10 protein-coding genes and 1 tRNA gene are annotated in these 19,082 nt (G+C 53.9%); 7 read left to right on the top strand and 4 right to left on the bottom strand.

Annotated elements, in window-relative coordinates; all coding sequences use genetic code 11:
- Nucleotides 1-7: 7 nt before the first annotated feature.
- Nucleotides 8-547 carry a type II secretion system protein gene (locus CFLAV_RS37810; protein ID WP_007413402.1) on the top strand — a complete coding sequence of 180 codons (540 nt, stop codon included), beginning with the start codon at nt 8-10 and terminating at the stop codon, nt 545-547.
- A gap of 357 nt (nt 548-904) precedes the next feature.
- On the opposite strand, the gene CFLAV_RS04275 is transcribed toward CFLAV_RS37810, so the two are convergent.
- Nucleotides 905-1,339, bottom strand: a complete 435-nt coding sequence (locus tag CFLAV_RS04275) for a glycogen-binding domain-containing protein (protein ID WP_040546910.1) — start codon at nt 1,337-1,339, stop codon at nt 905-907.
- 534 nt (nt 1,340-1,873) lie between these two features.
- Between CFLAV_RS04275 and CFLAV_RS04270 the strand changes: the two genes are divergently transcribed.
- Complete coding sequence (locus CFLAV_RS04270) at nt 1,874-3,031, top strand: LLM class flavin-dependent oxidoreductase (RefSeq protein WP_007413400.1); 1,158 nt, start codon at nt 1,874-1,876, stop codon at nt 3,029-3,031.
- A 75-nt stretch (nt 3,032-3,106) separates the two neighbouring features.
- Here CFLAV_RS04270 and CFLAV_RS04265 read toward each other — a convergent pair whose 3' ends face one another.
- Nucleotides 3,107-6,433 carry a PVC-type heme-binding CxxCH protein gene (locus CFLAV_RS04265; RefSeq protein ID WP_007413399.1) on the bottom strand — a complete coding sequence of 1,109 codons (3,327 nt, stop codon included), beginning with the start codon at nt 6,431-6,433 and terminating at the stop codon, nt 3,107-3,109.
- Between the two features lie 337 nt (nt 6,434-6,770).
- On the opposite strand from CFLAV_RS04265, the gene CFLAV_RS04260 reads away from it, so the two are divergent.
- The 3 genes from CFLAV_RS04260 to CFLAV_RS31815 all read left to right on the top strand — a co-directional run bounded on the left by CFLAV_RS04260 (nt 6,771) and on the right by CFLAV_RS31815 (nt 13,659).
- On the top strand, nt 6,771-10,442 hold the full coding sequence (locus tag CFLAV_RS04260; protein ID WP_150107266.1) for an Ig-like domain-containing protein: 3,672 nt from the start codon (nt 6,771-6,773) through the stop codon (nt 10,440-10,442).
- Between the two features lie 24 nt (nt 10,443-10,466).
- Entirely contained in the window at nt 10,467-11,363 is an 897-nt protein-coding gene (locus CFLAV_RS04255; RefSeq protein ID WP_007413397.1) for a type II secretion system protein, read from the top strand.
- A 526-nt stretch (nt 11,364-11,889) separates the two neighbouring features.
- Nucleotides 11,890-13,659, top strand: a complete 1,770-nt coding sequence (locus tag CFLAV_RS31815) for a cellulase family glycosylhydrolase (protein ID WP_007413395.1) — start codon at nt 11,890-11,892, stop codon at nt 13,657-13,659.
- Between the two features lie 245 nt (nt 13,660-13,904).
- Here the strand turns inward: CFLAV_RS31815 and CFLAV_RS04245 are convergent.
- Nucleotides 13,905-13,990: transfer RNA gene (locus tag CFLAV_RS04245), tRNA-Leu, on the bottom strand.
- Between the two features lie 403 nt (nt 13,991-14,393).
- Between CFLAV_RS04245 and CFLAV_RS36825 the strand changes: the two genes are divergently transcribed.
- A complete protein-coding gene (locus CFLAV_RS36825) occupies nt 14,394-15,617 on the top strand; it encodes a hypothetical protein (RefSeq protein ID WP_160164480.1) in 1,224 nt (407 codons plus the stop codon).
- Nucleotides 15,575-16,462, top strand: coding sequence for a choice-of-anchor Q domain-containing protein (locus CFLAV_RS04235; RefSeq protein ID WP_007413393.1), 888 nt, complete (start codon nt 15,575-15,577; stop codon nt 16,460-16,462). The genes CFLAV_RS36825 and CFLAV_RS04235 overlap by 43 nt, the downstream gene beginning before the upstream one ends.
- 28 nt (nt 16,463-16,490) lie before the next feature.
- Here CFLAV_RS04235 and CFLAV_RS31805 read toward each other — a convergent pair whose 3' ends face one another.
- On the bottom strand, nt 16,491-18,932 hold the full coding sequence (locus tag CFLAV_RS31805) for a transglutaminase domain-containing protein (RefSeq protein ID WP_007413392.1): 2,442 nt from the start codon (nt 18,930-18,932) through the stop codon (nt 16,491-16,493).
- Between the last annotated feature and the right edge of the window lie 150 nt (nt 18,933-19,082).

The raw sequence follows: 19,082 nt of genomic DNA, 5'->3' as shown, positions 1-19,082 counted from the left end.
TTATTTCATGAACAAGGATACGAAATTTATAAGGGCTTTTACCCTGATTGAACTGTTGGTTGTGATTGCCATCATTGCGATCCTTGCGGGATTGTTGTTGCCAACTTTGTCCCGCGCCAAGGGAAAAGCCAATGACATCAATTGTGTCAGCAACCTGAAGCAACTCGGGGTTGCCATCACTTTATATTGTGACGACGATCAGGGATATCTTCCCTACGCGGAATTGCAGCCTTCACACCCTGTGACCAACCCGCCCTTTCCACGAATTTGCGATGTGCTGATTCGATATGTGGGCGGTGCGAGCAATGTTTTCAAATGCCCGCTGGATAAAGCCCAACCCAAAAGTTATTTCGAGACGGAAGGGTCGAGCTATGAGTGGGATTATGCCATGAACGGCAAGCAGGTCTTAAATCCCAAAATGCGCATGTGGAGCCTTGATCCCACCAAGGCACCGCTCATGTATGATTATGAGAATTTTCATATCGGCGGGACAAATGGTGCGAAGAATGTTCTTTTTGCTGATGGCCACATATCTATTTTAAAATAACCTCTCTTTCGAGCCCTGAGTTTTTCCCCAAGGCTCTTTTTCTGTACCGCTTCAATTTAACCGGGTTGAAGCAAGTGCCTGATTTGCTGACGCTTATCTGGAAGTTGGCAAACTCAGAGTTTGATCCCGGAAGCGAGCTTGCAGGAGATGGATCGGTGCATCAGTAATCCCGGATGACAGATGAAGATTGACTCATGTGTGTTGGCAACAGTTCAAACAAGGATTACATCCGTTGCCAACACACAATGAGATCAAAAGAGGAGAGGGCGTGTTTGCAGCCGAAACTGGCTGTTGGCAAACCCGCGGCCCGACTCCCGTGGGCCACTGGAAAAGCAAAAGCTTCTCAGGGCGATTTAACTACTTGGTCTGACCGAAGAGCATGAACACGCGCGGACCTCTCTCGGTCGTGATCGCATATTCCTCTTCCTGATGGCCTTGAGGAATGGCCAGGCCATCACAATCCTTGTCCTTGGCCGGCTTGCCGTCCAGAAGGAGCATGTAGTGATGAGTGCGGTTTCCTTCGATGTGATGTACGATCGCGTGCCAGGAATCCTGCTTGCCGTCGCGAATGAGAGGGATTTTTTTCCAATGAGTAAACGAACCGACGATTTCCACCATGACAGGTTCTTCTGTTTGTCCGGCCGGCAAACGCCAACGGAATATTTTTGAAAAAGTCTGCTTACGATCCGAGGAACTTCGCGAAGAAGTGACCGGACTGGAAGGAGCTTCTGTGAATGTCGGGCCGCCCTTGGGAGCTGGCTTACGACCAAAGATGTTAAGACGATCAAACATAATTGTGCTAAGGGCGAAAGTTGTATCGAAAATACGTATGCGATACAAGTCGGTAAAAGACCCTACACGCACTTTTTTTTAATTGCGCAGACAGAATGTTGCCATGCTGGCAAATTCAAGACTTGTATATGTCGCACTGCTGGCAGAAAGGCAAAAAGACTGCACTTTTGTTGTGGTCTGGTGTTGCAGAACAAGTATGGAACTTGAGTTGCTGCGCGTAGCTCTCCGTAGAATTGGGGACGATTCTGTCCGTAATGACTGGCGACCAGCCAGGAGAAAATAATTTCGGGATAAGAATCCGGGGGCCACATATTTAATCGTATTCCCGACAGGAGCCCGGAGATGTGGATCAAGATGAGGATCGAAGTTTGAAGATTGAACCATGTTTAGACGAAAAGTGGCAGGAAAGAGCTGGTAAAATCAGGCAATCCTCTTTTTCTCTGGTTTAGGCTGTGGAAAGGATAGTAATTTACGTTCTTTTTGTATGTATTTTTTTAATCGACGGCGCTGATTGGATTCATAAACCTGTGTGATATGAACGAATTACCTGTCTCGATTCGCACGACCGACCCGGCAGTGGAGGTGGCCTGGTTTTCGGCATTGTGCAGTGATGATTATGAATTTCTAGGCGTGCCGGATGGCCGTTTGCGGAGCAGTTTTGAACATTGCTCAGATATCGTGACCACGGCCGACCGGCTGGGCTATCAAAATATTTTGCTGCCCTCTTCATTTCAGGTGGGGCAGGAACCATTTGTTTTCGCCGGGGCCACGGCGACGATGACCAAACAGATCCAGGAGTTGGTGGCGATTCGCATGGGGGAAATCCATCCGCCGATGCTGGCGCGACACATTTCCACTCTGGATCATATTATGAAGGGGCGGCTTACGTTGAATATCATCTCGTCAGATTTGCCCGGGCTGGTTGAAACCAACGAAGTGCGTTATGAACGATCCGACGAAGTGATCCAGATTCTCAAGCAGGCATGGACGCAGGACAAGATTGATTTTAAAGGGCGCTTTTACAATTTGAACATACCGTCGACTGACGCGGTGAAACCGTATCAACAGAATGGCGGGCCGTTGTTGTATTTTGGCGGGATTTCGGAATTGGCCAAAACTTTGTGCGCCAAGCATTGCGATGTTTTTCTCATGTGGCCGGAAACCGAGGACAGACTGGCGGCAACGATGGCCGAGTTGAGCCAGCGAGCGGACGCTTTCGGGCGGAAGATTGACTTTGGATTGCGCATTCACATGGTCGTGCGCGAGACGGAGAAGGAAGCGCGTGAATATGCAGACCGGCTGCTTTCCAAATTGGATGCCGTGAAGGGAGCAGAAATCAAGGCACGCTCGCAGGATAGCAAGTCGGCGGGAGTCCTGCGGCAGGACGAATTGCGCGCGCAAGCCAAGGATGATTATATCGAGGAACATGTCTGGTCTGGCGTGGGACGCGCACGGTCAGGCTGCGGGAGCGCGCTGGTCGGTTCGCCCGATCAGATTCTGAAAAAGATCCAACGTTACATAGATATGGGTATTCGTGCCTTTATTTTTTCCGGCTATCCGCACAAGCAGGAATGTGAGTTATTTGCCAAGTATGTGCTGCCTTCCTTGAAGACTTGCAAGCTCCCCGTGGTGCAAGGGCGGGTTCCAGCACAGACTCCCGTGACACCACTCACGACCGGGATTCGCCGTTAAACTCACACCGAAAAACTAAAGGCACTCTCTCCATTTTGGAGAGAGTGCCTTTTTGGTGAGTAAGGGTTGCTCGAATCAGTCTCCTACCTGCTTGACACTGGAGAGGAATTCCACGAGATCGCGAATATTCCTTTTGGAAATGGCCGAGCCGAGGCCTTCAGGCATTGCCGAAGGGCCACTTTCGCGTGAGGCGATGTCGGCTTTCTTGATGGTGACGATTTGATACCCGCCTTCGTCGGGAGAATTCAGGCTGAGTTCGGAGTCCGTTTCCTGTTTAAGAATGCCGGCAATTGTCTTCCCGTCGCGAGTTTTGATAATCAGGTTTTCGAAACCCGTGGCGATTTGTTTGTTCGGATAAAGGATGGATTCCAGAATATATTCGCGGTTATGTCGCGTGAGGATCCCGGCCAAATCGGGACCTACATTGCCGCCCTGACCGTTGATTCGATGGCAGGTCACGCAACCGGCTTGCGGCAGTTCCATAAATACCTTGCGGCCCGATTCGGCATTGCCGCCAACGAGTGTCTCGCGAAAACCCTTGAATTCATCGCCCGCCGATTGACTGGCGAGATAATTTTTCAACTTCTTTTGCAAGGCTGGAGCGCCATTTTGGCGGGCTGCTTCCATTAGATCAAATTCGAGTGCGGGAGCGACACTGCCCGCGGCCAGCCTGGTCAGCCAACGGTTGAGGATTTTTCGAGAAGCATCTGTTTTAAGCTGGCCGAGTGTGGCAAAAGCGTTTTGAGATTCCTTGACATCGCCGCGGTCGAGGATGGCTGCCAAAGCGCCGGAGGCTTCTTCCGGATTGGTCTGTGCCAATGCGCGGTTGCCTTCGTTGCGGACGTCAGCATCTGCGTCATTCGTGGCCAGTTTCAAGAGCTCAGGCAGTCGATTATCGTGAAACTTTTTAAGAGCCGCGAGTGCAGCGACGCGAACTGATCCGGGAAGTTTTGTGTCCTTCACGATTTCGTCCAGCGTGGAATTTGCATTGGTGAGCGAAAGGTGCTCCGCTGCGTGAATGGCAGCGATGCGAACAGCGTTGGGCCCATTCTGCAGGAGATCAGTCATCACTGGCGTCAATGCTTTTGCGGCAATGCCTGCATCCCGGGCAGGGAGCGGGCGAACCAGGCCAACAACGCGATCGCGTGGCGCGGGTTGCGCCCAGGTGGCAAGTGCATGCAAGGCCTCGTCGCGTGCCTTCTCAGGAGCATTCGATTGAGCCGCATACTTTGCCAGAGCGATCGCGTTGCCTTCACCGCCCAGGCGGAAATTGGCATTAACGGCGCGCCAGTCGAGCATGGCATCCTTCGAAGGATGAGAAATCAGTTCAGCGAGTTGAGGAAAAGCGCCGGTGATGGGTTCGTCATTAATGGCGCGCGCTGCCTCAATAACAATCAGCGGTGACGAGTCGTGGAGGAAGGTGCTGATTTCGGGAAGCTCCAAGCGGCGCATTGCCAGCAGGACGCCCATGCGAACGGAAGCGGAAGCGTCTTTGGCTGCTGCGGTGAGTGCGGATTTGTCAGCGGTTCCTACCAGGCCCATAACAGCGGCATGGCGCAGGAACGGATCCTTGTCTGCGTTCTCACGCAAAAGAGCCAGCAGGGGCTCAACCGCCTTGTCATTTTTCAACTTGGCGAGACTGAGGGCGGCAAAGAAGCGCACCCGTGAGTTTGCATCTTTCAGCGCACCAACCAAACCGGTGAAGCCGGCGCTGGTTTTCGCTTCGCCCAGGAGCTTGGCTGTCTGAGCCCGAATCTCGGTGTCCTGATCCTGGAGCAGGGGAATAACCGGTTCGAGGAGATGACTCGCTGTCTCATTGCAACGGCCAATCTGGCCCAGACCCCACAGGGCATGTATGCGACCCAGTTGATTTGTGCCGTGTTGGGCGACATCCAAAAGAAGCGAAACATACTCCTTGTTGGAATTGAGGCGAGCAATGGCACGATCCGCAATTTCGAATTGAGCCGCCTGGCGGACACGTTGATCCGGGTGGCTGAGCAGTTTGCCCAACTCATCCGATGAGCGCTTCTCCATGCCCTCGTTGATTAATTTCTTGGTAGCTAATACCAGATCGCTATTCACCAGGCTGGGATCATAGAAGCGATAGAGGCGGCCTTTGTCGGTGCGTGGCCAGTGAGCCACCCAGTCGGCGATGAACATCCGGCCATCGGGGCTGAATTCAATATCGGTTGCCAGAATTCGCCAAATGAAGTTGGTGTGATCGACCATTTCATATCCGGCGCCCGCAGGTCTTAGAGCGAACGAGTGGATGCCGCTGTTGACGCTGGAACCCTTGTAATCACAGAGGAAGAAATGGTCCTGCCAACGGTCTGGAAAGCCGGTGCCGGGATAATGATTGAATCCTGCCGGGCCTTGCGCAATGTGCGCAATGGGAGGCACGAGGTAAGCCGCCTGCTCCGGAGTATGCAGATGCCAGAGCTTTTCGGAATTCCAGAGACCGGCCGGAGTGGTTTCGCTGACTTGGTAGCCGGTTCTCCAGCCGCTATCGCCGCCCTCCACAATATAAACCAGGCGAGCTGAATCCCCGTTATCGCAGTTGTTATCACCGCTGAAGAGGTTCCCGTAATTATCGAAAGCCAGGCCTTGCGGATTGCGCACGCCGTAGGCAAACACTGCCAAGTCGCTGCCGTCCGGGTTGCAGCGAAGGATGCTGCCGGTGTCGGGATAAGCCAGCACCTTTCCTTCCTTGGTTTTCACGTTGGCACCACGATCACCCATGCTAAAATACAGGCGCCCGTCCGGCCCGAAGCGGGGACCGTGAAGATCATGTCCAATAAGGCTGAAGTGCACGCCGTAACCGTAGCTCAGGGAGGTGCGTGTTTCAGCGTGGCCGGTATGGTTGGTGTCCTGCAAGAGCCAGAGATTTGGGATATCTGTGAAGTAAACATTGCCCTTGCGAGCCAGGACGCCCGCGCCTAATCCATCCACGACGGTGTTGAACCCGTCAGCAAAGTTTGTGGAATAATCCGCGCGGCCATCGCCATCCCGATCCTCCAACAACTGGATGCGCTCGGATTCATTGGTGAGCGTTTGCCACTTGTCGCCAAAATGCTTTTTGATCTCGGCCACGCGATCCTCCACCGTGCGGGCGGCAATATCATCGGCATACATCTCCATGTGAGCACGGGCGTCCAACACGCTTTTGCGATAGCGAAAGGTTTCGGCGATGTAAACGCGGCCCTGTTCATCAATGGTGAAGGCAACGGGGTTGAGCAATTGCGGTTCGGCCGCGAATAAATCCATCTTGAAACCTGGCGGCGGTGCGAAAAGCTTGATGGCAGATTCCGGATCGATCAGTGGTTTTAGATCCGCCCCAGGTGCCTGAAACGGGAGTAGAAGGCTTAGACAGAGGAGGGAACGACGTAAGGTCATAACATTCATGAGGGAATCAAACTTTGCTGATGGGCTGTGGCCATTGGTTTCAAAATGAGTGAACTCGTCTGCATTTTCCAACTACAGACGGGCTTGCCATGCAGGCGAGTTACAAGAACTTCGCCGATAAAATTCAAATTGCATTGGGCCAGACAATTCACGTGTAGTTAATTTCGTTAATCTGTCGTGAGCCTATCAGGCTTGCTGTTTTCAACTCATTTGTCAATCGATCTAGGCAAGGGAGGGTTACTAACTTGGGTAAGATACTTTTTATCTTGAATCGATCCGAAATCCAAATTACAGGAAAGACAAACCCAGACAAATCATGGCATCCGCCAAACCCTATATGGACACAAAACTATCCGACACGATGGCGACTGCGCCAACAAGTGTGAAAACCCATGCTGCAGCAAAAGTCCTAAACCAATGGCGCGGCTTGCGCAATTGGGCCATGATGGCATTCCTTTTGTTGCTGTTGTCCATGACCGGCGTGGTGCGGGCGCAAGTGACCAATATCATTTATCAAGACAACTTCGCCCGAACGGGGGCGTTGAACGGGTCGGCTCCCGATACGGTGAACACCCCCGGCGCCAATTGGTTTGCGTGCAACGTTCCAGGGCTGAATGCGCAATTGCAGACCGATGGCGCGTCGCTTGCCCTTACCAACCTGCCCGGCACGACGAATGGCTTCTATTTAAATGGATTTTTGCCGTTCCAGCCGCAGGTGGGACATATTTATTATCTTAGTTGTAATATCAAGCCGCTGTCCGGCGGCACTAACTGGCTGGCATTGGGTTTTGCCACGCACGCGTTAACAAACAACTTTTTCAATACCTACCAATGCGGCGCGGGCTGGCTGGGAATACGTGGAAGCGGCACGAATATTTCACCGTGGGGAAGCATAGCTGGCAACAGTAGTTTTACCAACGCCATTGGCAACAACTTCCAATTGTTCACAGTTGTTTTGGACACGACCTTTGGAAATGGAGCAGGGGGATTACCCAATGGAAATTCACAACAAGGATGGCAGATAAGATTTTACACCAACAATGTCCTGGTGCCCGGGGGCAACCAAACCATCGCGTGGGGCAACTATCCGATAAAGTATGTGGGGATTGGCGCGGATCGTGCGCAAGGGAATTTCCAAAATTTCACCTTGACTGATGTCCTGATGCGCCAGGGGGCGCCGGTGATTGTCGAGGAACCCCAGAATGCAACGGCGCAGGTGGGCCAGACTACCACTTTTTGGGTTGGTGTCACGAATGATTATCCCGCCGCCGCGTATCAATGGATGAGCAATTCCACGCCCATTCCAGGGGCGACCAGTGCCTCTTACACCACTCCAACGCTGGATATGTCATACAGTGGATTAAACTACAGCGTGACGATCACCAACGCGAACGGCTCGACCAACAGCAGCACCGCGGCTTTGACTGTCGTATCCGGACCGCCAACGGTTTATTCCGTGACGAAAACACCGAGCGTGACGAACCTCGTTGTTGCGTTTTCCAAGGCGGTTGACCCGGTCACGGGTTTGAATCCCGCTAATTATGCCCTGATTCAGGGTGGTGTCTCCATCGTGTCCGCCAGTTACGGCAGCTCGTCCAATAACGTCATCCTGAGGACTTCGACGCTGAGCACAAACACGGGCTATTATCTTAAGGTTCAAAACGTCAAGGATCTGTATGGCAACGCCATGAGCACCAGCACCAACGCGGTGCTTCCGGCGGGTTTGGTGTTCTTTGTGAGAGCGGATTCGGGCGTGGTTTATGACAGTAGCGGTTCGCTGGTGGCGCAATGGCTGGACCAGACCACCAACGCGAACAATGCGTCTCAATTCTTCGGCGTGCCATCGGCCGGCCCCGCCTACCTCGGCTCCTTGGTCAGGCCGACGACAAGCAGCTTCAACAACGGCCAATTGGCATTGGACTTTGGCAACACCTCGTTGCCCACTGCGCCACGCTGGCTGGCAGCGCCATCCACGCCCAGCCTGGAATCATTGGTCAGGAACACCACCATGTATGCCGTCGCCCGATTTACTGGCGCCAGCGATGAACTTGTAAGTAAAACCTGGGGCAATTTGCCGGCGCCGTTCGATTGGGACCCGAACCCCAACGAAAACGTGCAATACGGAAACGGCGTCAATAACGCCCCGTCGGGTGGGACCGCAGGAACCGTTTCTCTCAACACGCCTTATGTCCTTACGTCCATGCTGTCATTTCCGCCAGAAAACGGACTGGCGACGAACAACTTTAACTTCTGGCTGAACGGCGCAAACAACGGGAGCGGCTCCATAAAACCCTTAACCGGCAACCCCCCAACCATCTCGGATGCCGGGTTCCCGCTTTGGATTGGAGCACGGTGGGATTTGGTGAACCCGCGAATGAGGGGCCAGATTGCGGAAATCTTGCTCTTTAACACGGCCCTCTCGGACGCAGACCGCGCCATCGTGGACAATTACCTGGGCATAAAATATTTCACATTTGCCATTACCACCGACCTGCCCGCCTCCACCACCTCCTCCAATGGGTTTGCCGTGACCTATACGTTTGTGGCAGGCGCGGGGAGCGCTCACGGGTTCTCCTACCAATGGCAGGAAAACGGCACGAACCTTCCCGGCGCCACGGGTTCGACTTACACCACGCCAATTTTGGCTCCCGGCGACAACGGCAACACGTTCGATGTGCAGGTGACCTTGCCCGACGGTTCCCATCTCTATAGCACCATAAATACTTTGACGGTTCTCAACGTGCCGCCCTACGTCACCTCGGCGGGAATACCTATTTGGAACACGAATCAAGTCGTTGTGCTCTTTGATGAAGCGGTGAACCCCGCCACGGCCGCCATTGCCAGCAATTACTCCTTGAACAATGGCGCAAGTGTTCTTTCCGCCGCGATGGGTGAGCTGCCGAACAAAGTGGTGTTGACCACCTCGCCTTTGTCCTTCAACGCCAACCCCGGCTTCTACTCGCTCACTGTTCAAAATGTGAAGGACCTGTATGGCAACACCGCCGTCACCGCTTCAACGGCAGTAGGGCTTTATCCAAACGCGGCGCTCTGGGTCCGGGCCGACACCGGCGTGACCACGGATGCTGGGACGAACACGGTGAATCTATGGGCCGACCTGTCCGGCAATAACAACAACTTTTTCTCGGGTGGCGGCTCGACGATTCAACCACAGCTTGTCACCAACACCTGGGGCGATCCGGTTGTCCGTTTCAACCCCACCGATACGGTTACAAACTACATGGCTACGGCCAGCGGTTCTCCCACCCTGGGCATCACCGGCGATATGTCCATCATCGCCGTGGTCAACCCCAGGGCGCTGAACGGCAGGACTGGCCATATCGTATCAAAGACTGGAATCGTGAGTGCACCTCCCACTTACGACAATATCGCCGCGCCCTATGATTTTTTTCTGGGCACTTCAGGGGCACAATTAAATCGCGGCAACGGCACCGGCCCGACACCAGGGATTAATTACGGCGGATACACGGCGACCAAGGGACCTTCTGTCGGCTATCCCTCCCTCGTGGCGGTTTCCGAGACGGGCAATATGGTCAGTCACTATCTAAATGGCCAGGCTGCGGGAAGCGACGTGTTGAACAGCAACTTCCAGGAGTCGAACGCCTTCGATATGGGACAGCAGGTGTTCATCGGCGCGCGGTCTGATGGCTTTAATCGCCTGGCAGGCGACCTATCCGAACTGATCGTCGCCGCGTCGCCCCTGTCCAGCGGTGAAATTGCGGCGCTGGGTAATTACCTCAGCGCGCAGCACCATTTTGTATTGTTTAATTCCAGCCCGACAAACCTGGTGGTGTCGTCCTCGAATAATCACCTGACGTTCTCCTGGCCGGTGGACCACACCGGCTGGCAGTTGCAGAGCAATTCTGTAGGCCTCACTGCTACGGGTTCCTGGTACACAGTTACAGGTTCGACCTCGACCAACCAGATCACGATCACGCCGGATGCAAGCAAGAGCAGTGTCTTTTACCGCATGATCTTTCCACAACCTTGATTAAACCCGAACCGGAGAAGTACTATGGCTGATACCACACCAAAGTTGAATAGAGAGATAAACAGGTCCGGCGGGGCAAAGCTATTGAGGGAAGCGGGCGCAGGCAGGCGGGCGGGTTTTACGTTGATCGAGTTGCTGGTGGTCATTGCCATCATCGCGATCCTGGCAGGGTTGTTGTTGCCGGCGTTGGCTAGGGCCAAGCAGAAGGCCAAGACCACTCAATGCCTCAACAACATGAAGCAGTTGCAACTGTGCTGGACCATGTATGTTGACGACAACAACCAACTTCTGCCACTCAACGGACCGGCGCCCACACCCGGGCCCGGTGGCAACGGTTTGCCCAACTCGTGGATTCAGGGCGGAGGACAGAGTGACCCGGCGTTGCCATGGATCGCCAACGGAGTTCTCTATCCATACAACAAAACGGTTGGGATTTATGCCTGCCCGGCGAATACGAGGCAGATCAACTTCCCAGCGAACCCACCGACAACTTTTGTAGCAACGATGGGGCCCCAGGCACGAACCGTCTCAATTAACTATCCGCTGGGAGGATTCACGTCCGCTGATCTGGCGGGAAGCGCGGTGCTGGCCACTGGTGCTCATTCGGTGCGTAAATTCAACGAAATCAACCTACCCAATCCCGGGCCTGCTCAAATGTTTGTCTTTGTTGATGAGAACGAAAACAGCGTGGATGATGGCGATTTTGCCATTGACCCAGCGGGTTCGGGGCAAAACAGATGGTGGAATCTGCCCGGCAGCCGCCACAACAATGGCACCACCTGGTCCTTTGCCGACGGCCACGCCGAGTATTGGAAATGGCACGGAACAGCTGTGCTCACCTTTACGGGATACTATAAGCCAGCCGACAATTCCGATGATCTGGCCCGTGTCCAAGCCTGCACCTCCCCGCTTGCGAATTGATCGAAAATTTTATGCGGCCGGGGCGTTGTGCGCTGGGGGAGGGGATTTTATCCCCCGCAGCCTCGGTTCGCTATCGCCTCGTGCCGGAGGAGAACAAGGCCGATGGGGAAAGCTTCACCCCCGGCCGCGGTGAAGCGAGCCATGCCTGCCGCCTACCTGGGGTATTTGCCTGCCAGCTCTCTGACTTAAGGGCGGCCATTAGATGTGAACTGGTCTTAACCTCGAAAAACTGGGTTGTTGCCATTTGATGAAAGGTTTTCCTTTCAACATTCTCCTGGCTTCAATAACCCTCCAAGACCTTGGCCGGCACGCGCGACGATTTATATTCCCAAAACTCGCGTAGAGAAATATTACGATTACGGAATCGGGAAAACGCCTGCGGCCGGCAGAATCACAAGTCAACGACTCTGGCGTGCTCGCCGTCACTGAAGAGAGTTCGTCCATCAAATGTCTGGTAGGATCGGGCGATCACCGGTTTCGTGAAACACCATGAAATCCCAACCGTTAACCAAAACCAAACACCAACATGAAAGAATACCTCATTCATCATTCCTTAACCAAAATAATCCTGGCCGCGCTCGGTGCCGCCGTTACGCTACTCGCCCCTGCGCCCGCCCTTGCGAATAACTCCTGGGTGCGTGGCGGCAACTGGGCCGATAATGGCGATAACTTCCAGGATGGCGTCATTTATCCCGCCGGTATTACTTCCAGCACCACGACAACGCAAGCCGCCGCCATGGCCGACACCATTGCCAGCTACGATAAGGGTGTGGGCATTAACTTTGTCCGCATCGGCATCAATCCCGCAACTGTTTCCGGCAATTGGTCGGTAGTCAAAGCTTACGTTAACGAATTGATTGCCGACGGAATGGATGTGGACCTTGCCTGCTGGGATGGCTCCGACAAGGATGGAATCATTAACAACTTCAGCGCCTGGCAGTCCATGTGGCAAACAGTTGATGGTGTCTATAGCGGTAACAGTCACGTCTTTTATGAGGCGTTTAATGAACCACACGGCTACACTGCTGCCAATCTGCTAAACAATGTTTATGCGCCCTTCCTGAGCTTTATCAGCAAGAGCGATGATCACCTTATCCTGGATGGCACCGGTTACGCCGATGATGTTACAGCAGTGGGCGCCGATTCCCGATTCAATGGTTGCCAGTTGGGCCTCCACATTTATCCGACGTGGGGCCAATACACCACTGAAGCTGGCTGGAAAACCGCTTTGGCCACCCACGTCGGCAGTTATGCCAGCCGCACGATAGTCACCGAAATGGGCGCGCCGTCACTCAGCGGGTTGGACTACGATGTATCTTCCGGCAACGTGGACGTCTGTTTCATACGTGGCATATGCCAGGAGTGTCGCACATTGCTGGTGGGCCTCGTCTATTGGCCTGCCCATCGGGCTAATGACGGCTTCGTCTTGTTTAACACCCCGGGTGGCGGGGTCACCAATCCGTCGTTGCTAAACCAGTTGCAATACGGGTGGAATTTTTTCACGACGGCGGCCGTTTGGGGCGTTTGTGATTTCAATGTTATCGGAAAGACCGATTACTCCTTATACCGGCCGTCCAACGACGGTTGGTATGTTTATCCCAGCGTGAACCCAGTTCAGTACGGCGCCAGCACCGATATTGCCGTGCCGGCAGATTATAACGGCACTGGCCAGGCACAGCGCGCGGTATGGCGGCCTTCCACCGGCGATTGGTATGTTTATCCCAGCCTGAACCCAGCCCACTGGGGCGCCAGTGGAGACATCCCTGTGCCGGCAGATTATGTCGGCACCGGTCAGGCGCAGCTCGCGGTGTGGCGGCCTTCCAACGGTACGTGGTATATCAATGGAGGGTCCACTGTGCAGTGGGGCACCAATGGAGACATCCCCGTGCCGGGATATTATAATGGCGACGGCCGTGTGGATTATGCCGTGTATCGTCCTTCCAACAACAAGTGGTATATCTATGGACAGGCTGCTGTGCAGTTTGGCACGGCGGGAGACATCCCCGTGCCGGGAGACTATACTGGCAGTGGCAAAACGCAGATCGCGATGTTTCGGCCTTCCAACGCCACGTGGTATATTTACGGAGTGGGCTCCACACAGGTTGGCCAAAATGGAGATGTTCCCGTGCCGGGAGACTATACTGGCAGTGGCATAACACAAATGGCTACATGGCGGCCCTCCAACGACAACTGGTATGTGAACGGAGTGAGTCAACTAAGCTGGGGCACGACAGGTGATGTTCCCCTGCCATTGCCTTACGCCATCCGGCACTACTGTCTGGGATACACAAACTAACGCTGCCTTCCCGCGCCGGCTTCAAATTCTGGAGCCTGGCGCAGGCTCAAACGGATAAACAAACAACCGTTAAATTACTTCACGCTTTGAAAATTTTCGCCGTTGCCGCACAACTTTACGCTCGCGCTACAGCGTCTTTATTGGAGATTGAAAGCCATGACCTGCTCCAGGCTGTTCAAGGTTATTCGTGGGTTAATCAAGGAAATGCACAACTTGTGGGTTGCTGTGCAACTGAGTTCTTAGGTTGGTACCGATGGAGGGGGTCGAACCCACACACCGTAAAGGTACTAGATTTTGAGTCTAGCGCGTCTGCCAATTCCGCCACATCGGCAACCTAGTCATCACAATATAAGGATAGCGGCCGTTGTAGCAAACAAATTTTATTCGAGAAATCCCGCTCGATCCAGAACCAAGCCGGCGATTTAAAAATACTCGCAAGCTTGCTTCTCAAAAGCAGTTACTCTTGTTCGATGATGATTCCTGTCAGGCTGGTTTCAATTCTAAGGGACACATCGGGAGTGGTTGGATTATTAACACGCCAGCGAGCAAGAGGAGCAACCGTGATTTTTTGCAGATCGGTCGCGTAATGAAATTAACTTTTCCCTTCTTTACTTATCTCCATGGCGGTTTATAAACGGGTTGTCCTCCTGAAGTTCAAGCCAGCGCGAAGGAGCACGCTAAGGTTGGAAATTTACAGAGAGTCAATCGTTCCGTTTTGTAATCCCTTAATCATTATGAAAATTTATTTCGTACGTAACAGTGCTCCTGCTATTTGGAGGGCATTGATTGCTGTGGGTATTCTGTTAACCGGGGGCAAATTTGCAGCATTGCGTGCGCAAAGTGTTACGAATTATGCGGCCGATGCCAGTTCTTTGCGCGACGCCATCAACCTGGCGAATACCAATCCAGGTCCTCACGTTATTATTTTGGCAACCAATGCCGTTTATAGCTGCTCGAATGTCGACAACTTCTGGTATGGGCCCAACGCATTGCCGCCGATAGCAAGTGATATCACGATTGAGGGCAATGGCGCGGTAATGGTGCGCTCAGCGACAAGCCGGTTGCGCTTCTTTTATGTGGGGGCAGATTCCAACACGCTCGCGAGCTTGAACTACAACTCGCCCGGGGCAGGCAAGCTCACGTTGCGAAATCTGATTTTGACGAACGGGCTGGCGTTGGGTGGCAACGGCGGCGGCGGTGGCGGCGGCATGGGCGGGGCTATTTTCAATCAGGGAATATTGATTTTATATTCCGTGACTTTCAGCGGTAACACTGCACAGGGCGGTAATGGTGCTTCCAACGGAGGTGGCGCGGCAGCTTATTATAATGGGCTCGGGGGCGGAGGCATGGGAGAAGATGGGACAGAGTATCGTGGGGGCGGTTTTGGTGGAAGCGTTACACCGTCTGGCAGCCACGGTGCATCCAGCGGTTCTGGGGGTGGAGTCGGAGGTGGTGGCGGCGGTTTTGGTGTGACCGATAATGCGACCAACTCGCACGGTGGGGGTTTTTCAAACGGATTGGGTGGTGGAAATCTTGGCGGCAATGGCAGTGGGGGTGGTGGGGAGACCAGCTCCAGTACCAATGGAGGCGCAGGGGGAGGATTCGGTGGAGGCGCCCCCCCTAGGCCTTGGATATTATACCACCCGCCCGGGGAGGCGGGGGAGGCGGGGGTGTTGGAGGGGGCGGTGGTGGTGGTGTTTCCGACAGTTCTACTGGAAAAGGTGGCGGGAGTGGTGGCTTCGGCGGTGGCGGTGGTGAGGTGGGAGACAACGGTGATGGCTTCCCTGGAGGTAGTGGCGGCTTTGGCGGTGGAGGTGGCGGTGCTTTCGAATTCTCGGGTACCCAGGGTGTTGGCGGTTTTGGTGGTGGTAATGGGGGTTTCAGTCCGAGGCCCGGTGATGGTGGCGGTGCCGGTATGGGGGGAGCCATTTTCAATCACAATGGGTGGTTACTGGTAACAAACAGCACGTTGGTCCAAAACAAAGCCCAAGGCGGCACGGGTGGCGCTGGGAATAGTGAAGGCACCGGCAACGCTCAAGCTGCCGGCGACGGCGGCAGTGGCTTTGGCGGGTCCATTTTCAATTTGAATGGGGTTGTGACCATCTGCAGCAGCACGTTCGCAAGCAACGTGGTCGTGGCCGGCGCGGGAGGCCTGAGTAACCCTGGTGTTACGAACGGCTTTGCCGGCGGAGCCGATGGGGGCGCACTCTATACGCTTGCGCTCAGCCAGACTGCCAGCGTCACGCTCATCAACAGCATCCTGGCCAACAGCAGCGGCGGAAAAGACCTCGCCAGCAGAGGCAGCGTGCTGACCGCCACCGAGCCCAACATTGTGCGGAGCTTTACGAATAGTGGTGGCGGCTTCACCACCACCGGTGTCGTCGCTGTCGATCCGCTCCTGGGACCGTTGACCAATAATGGTGGTTTCGCCTACACCATGGCGCTGCTGCCGGGCAGTCCGGCGTTGGATGCGGGAGACAGTGCCAATGCGCCCGTGTTTGATGGGCGGGGATTGCCGCGAGTGTCGGGCGCGAAAGTGGATCTGGGTGCCTATGAACTACAGGTGCCAACTCAGCTTTTGTTCACGAACTGGAAATTTGTAAGCGGAGGCGGACTGCAATTGCAGTTCAGCGGAAGTTCCGGCACGGGTTACACGATTGTATCAACGACGGATTTGACGCTGCCTCTCAGTAATTGGACGGTTCTGGGGTCTGCCATTGAAACCACCAACGGCGAATTTCAATTTAATGACACGCAGGCGATGAGTTTTCCGCAACGCAGCTATCGCGTGCGGCAGCCTTAGCTGGAAAATACAATATTTTTCGAGCAGCTTAGAATTCCAGCTTCATTTTGGTTGAAAAGGCGAGGTCACAATCGGCTCTTTCGAGAAGGGATTCGCAGAGTGTCAACAGGCTCGGTTGCAGCTTGCAGGTTGAAGAGTGGCCGTTCAGTTCGACTGTGACTGGACGACTGAAGTCGATAAGCCGGCCATCCAAAAGCAGACTGGCAACAGTGATATTCGTGGTGGTGACAACGATACGGTTGTTATGGCAGGCGGCCTGGATTTCCTGCTTCTTTGCGGGCTGGGGAACCTGGAGCCAAAAGAAGTTTTTGATGACGCCGTCCGTAAGTTCCCAGTTAAGTTCGGTGGGGACGGGATTGCGAATGAAAGGATACATGTCCTTGATTTTATCCTTATCAGGGAGGCCGCCATGGCCATAGCCGGGTTGATATTCCATGGTGACGGGGTAAATATCGGTGCGTTCACCGCGGAGTTTTTTCACGGTTTCGTTGAAAGCGCGGCAGCGTTCAATTCTTCCGTAGGCATCGTCCTTCTCGCCGATCATGAAAGCGAAAGGAGTGTTGCGAAGCGTTTTGGCGGAGGTTTCGCCATCGGTGGGAGCGGCGGCAGAAGCGTGGATGGCGGCGAAGTGGTCGGGCATTTTGGGGCCGATGGCAAATGCGCCGTAGCCGCCGTGGGAATAACCCATGATGAAGACTTTGTTGGGATCAGTTTCTCCGAAGATGAGGAACTGATGAATCAGGTTGTTCACCAGCGGATAAACGTAATCATCGTAGAATCCGTTCCATTCATCGTTGGGGGCGCGGAGAGCCACATAGATGTATCCCGGGACGGAAGATTGGTCGTGGTAATAGCCTTGCATCATTTTCCATTGGCTATCATTGACTTCCTTGGCGGTGCCGCCGCCGCCGTGCATGGCGATGAATAGAGGCCAGCCATGGGCTGGCTTTTGGCCGACATATTTCACCGTGTAGGGGCTGAGGTATTTTTGGAAACGAACCTGTTTCGCTTCGTAATCGTGCTTCAGATCCTGATGAATGTCGGCGTTGCGATAGGCTTCCCAGGCGATTTGGCGAACAGCGGGTTCGTTCTTTTGGAGCAGGGTTTCAAGGCTATGGTCAAATTTCCATCCAGATTGCTTTTCCAGACTGGCATTGAAGAAATCGGTTAAGGCACTTTTCAGTTTGGCCTGGTCCTTTGGTTTGAGTTGAGGAGTTACGATGGTGAACGCAGTAGCGGTTTCGGCAAGATCGAGGACGAGCATTTGTTGGCTGTTGGTGGAGGTGGCGAATTCATGGTTGAGCGTGTGTTTGCCTGCCTGGACTTGAATTTTGTAGGTGTGTGACTGAAGTAACTCGAAGGCGAGCATGTCATTTGAGTCAAACTTTTCATCGCGACTGGTGCCTTCGAAGTGAACCGCAGAGTCATTCGGATCAGTGATGCAAATTTTGGAGGTAATGCGATTCCCAGCGGGGCGATCCAATACCTTGACCAGCAACCGGGTTTTATCGATGTGCTTCAATTTTGATTTTGGCGTGTAATTGTCGGTTACGTTGATCGCGCTGATATAGTCCAGGTCGGGAGCCCAGACCAAGGGGAAGGGGAGATCGGTTTTCTTGAAGCTGGTGGCGTAGATGGCATGTTCCTTGGAATCCCTGGTGGCCTGGGCGGCGTCGGCTTCAAACCAGGTATGGTCGAGTCCCTTGGGATCGGGTTCGGCAGCGCCGGTGAAGTGCCAGCTTGTGTCCCAGACTTCGACCCACGTATGATTGCCGCGATTGTCCGCCCAATTGGGAATGCCTACGAGACGGGCGGGAATGCCGACAGACCGACAGGCATCGATTAACAGGATCGAAAGTCCAGTGCAGGAAGCGAGGCCGCTTTCGATGGATTCAGAAGGACTTTGATCGGCCTTTTTGCGTTGGGTCGAATATTTTACTTTTACCAAAGGAAACAGTTTTTCGTTCAGACGTTGGGCGGCTTCGCCTGGAGTTTTGCAATCCTTTACCAAAGGAGCGCATTTTTCATACAAGGATTTGCGCCAGGCTTCGCGTTGTTCATTGATGTTGGCGTAGGGGAGCACGTAGTTGAAAAATAATTCGTCAGGAATGGTTTTGCCCCAGGGAGCCTTGTCCCGGGATTCATAAGCTTGCGCGACATTTTCGAGAAGAAATGCTGCTGACAATGACTGAAGATCCTGTCGAGGCATGTTTTCCACGAGAAATTGCAGGCCGGGGCGTTGAGATTTTGGCACGTCGCGCAATGCCTGAACAATTTCCGCCTGATTCGTGCCGGATTGAGAAATGGATTTGGCGGAGGCTTCAGACCACCACTGATTGGTGACGGCGATTTGGAAATCTGCAAATGCAGTCGTCGCACAGCACAGTAGCAAGAAGGAGATCAGAATGGCGCAGAAACGAATCGCGCGTGAGAGGTTTTGTCGTCCGGATGGAGGGGTGAACGTTGCCATAGATCAGAGTCAAGAATGGCAGAAAGTCTGCCGTTATGACAGAAAAAACCGGTTCGGTTGACCTGTAACTCAGTGGGATGCCGGCTTGCAATGAAGTGTGAAATTCGCAAGATAGAGGCAGGTCCGCAGTTTCTCGTGATAGCGCATCGT

The organism is Pedosphaera parvula Ellin514 (assembly GCF_000172555.1).
GTDB lineage: Bacteria > Verrucomicrobiota > Verrucomicrobiia > Limisphaerales > Pedosphaeraceae > Pedosphaera.
The sequence above is the reverse complement of the archived record's forward strand: the minus strand, read 5'-3'. Positions and strand labels throughout refer to the sequence as shown.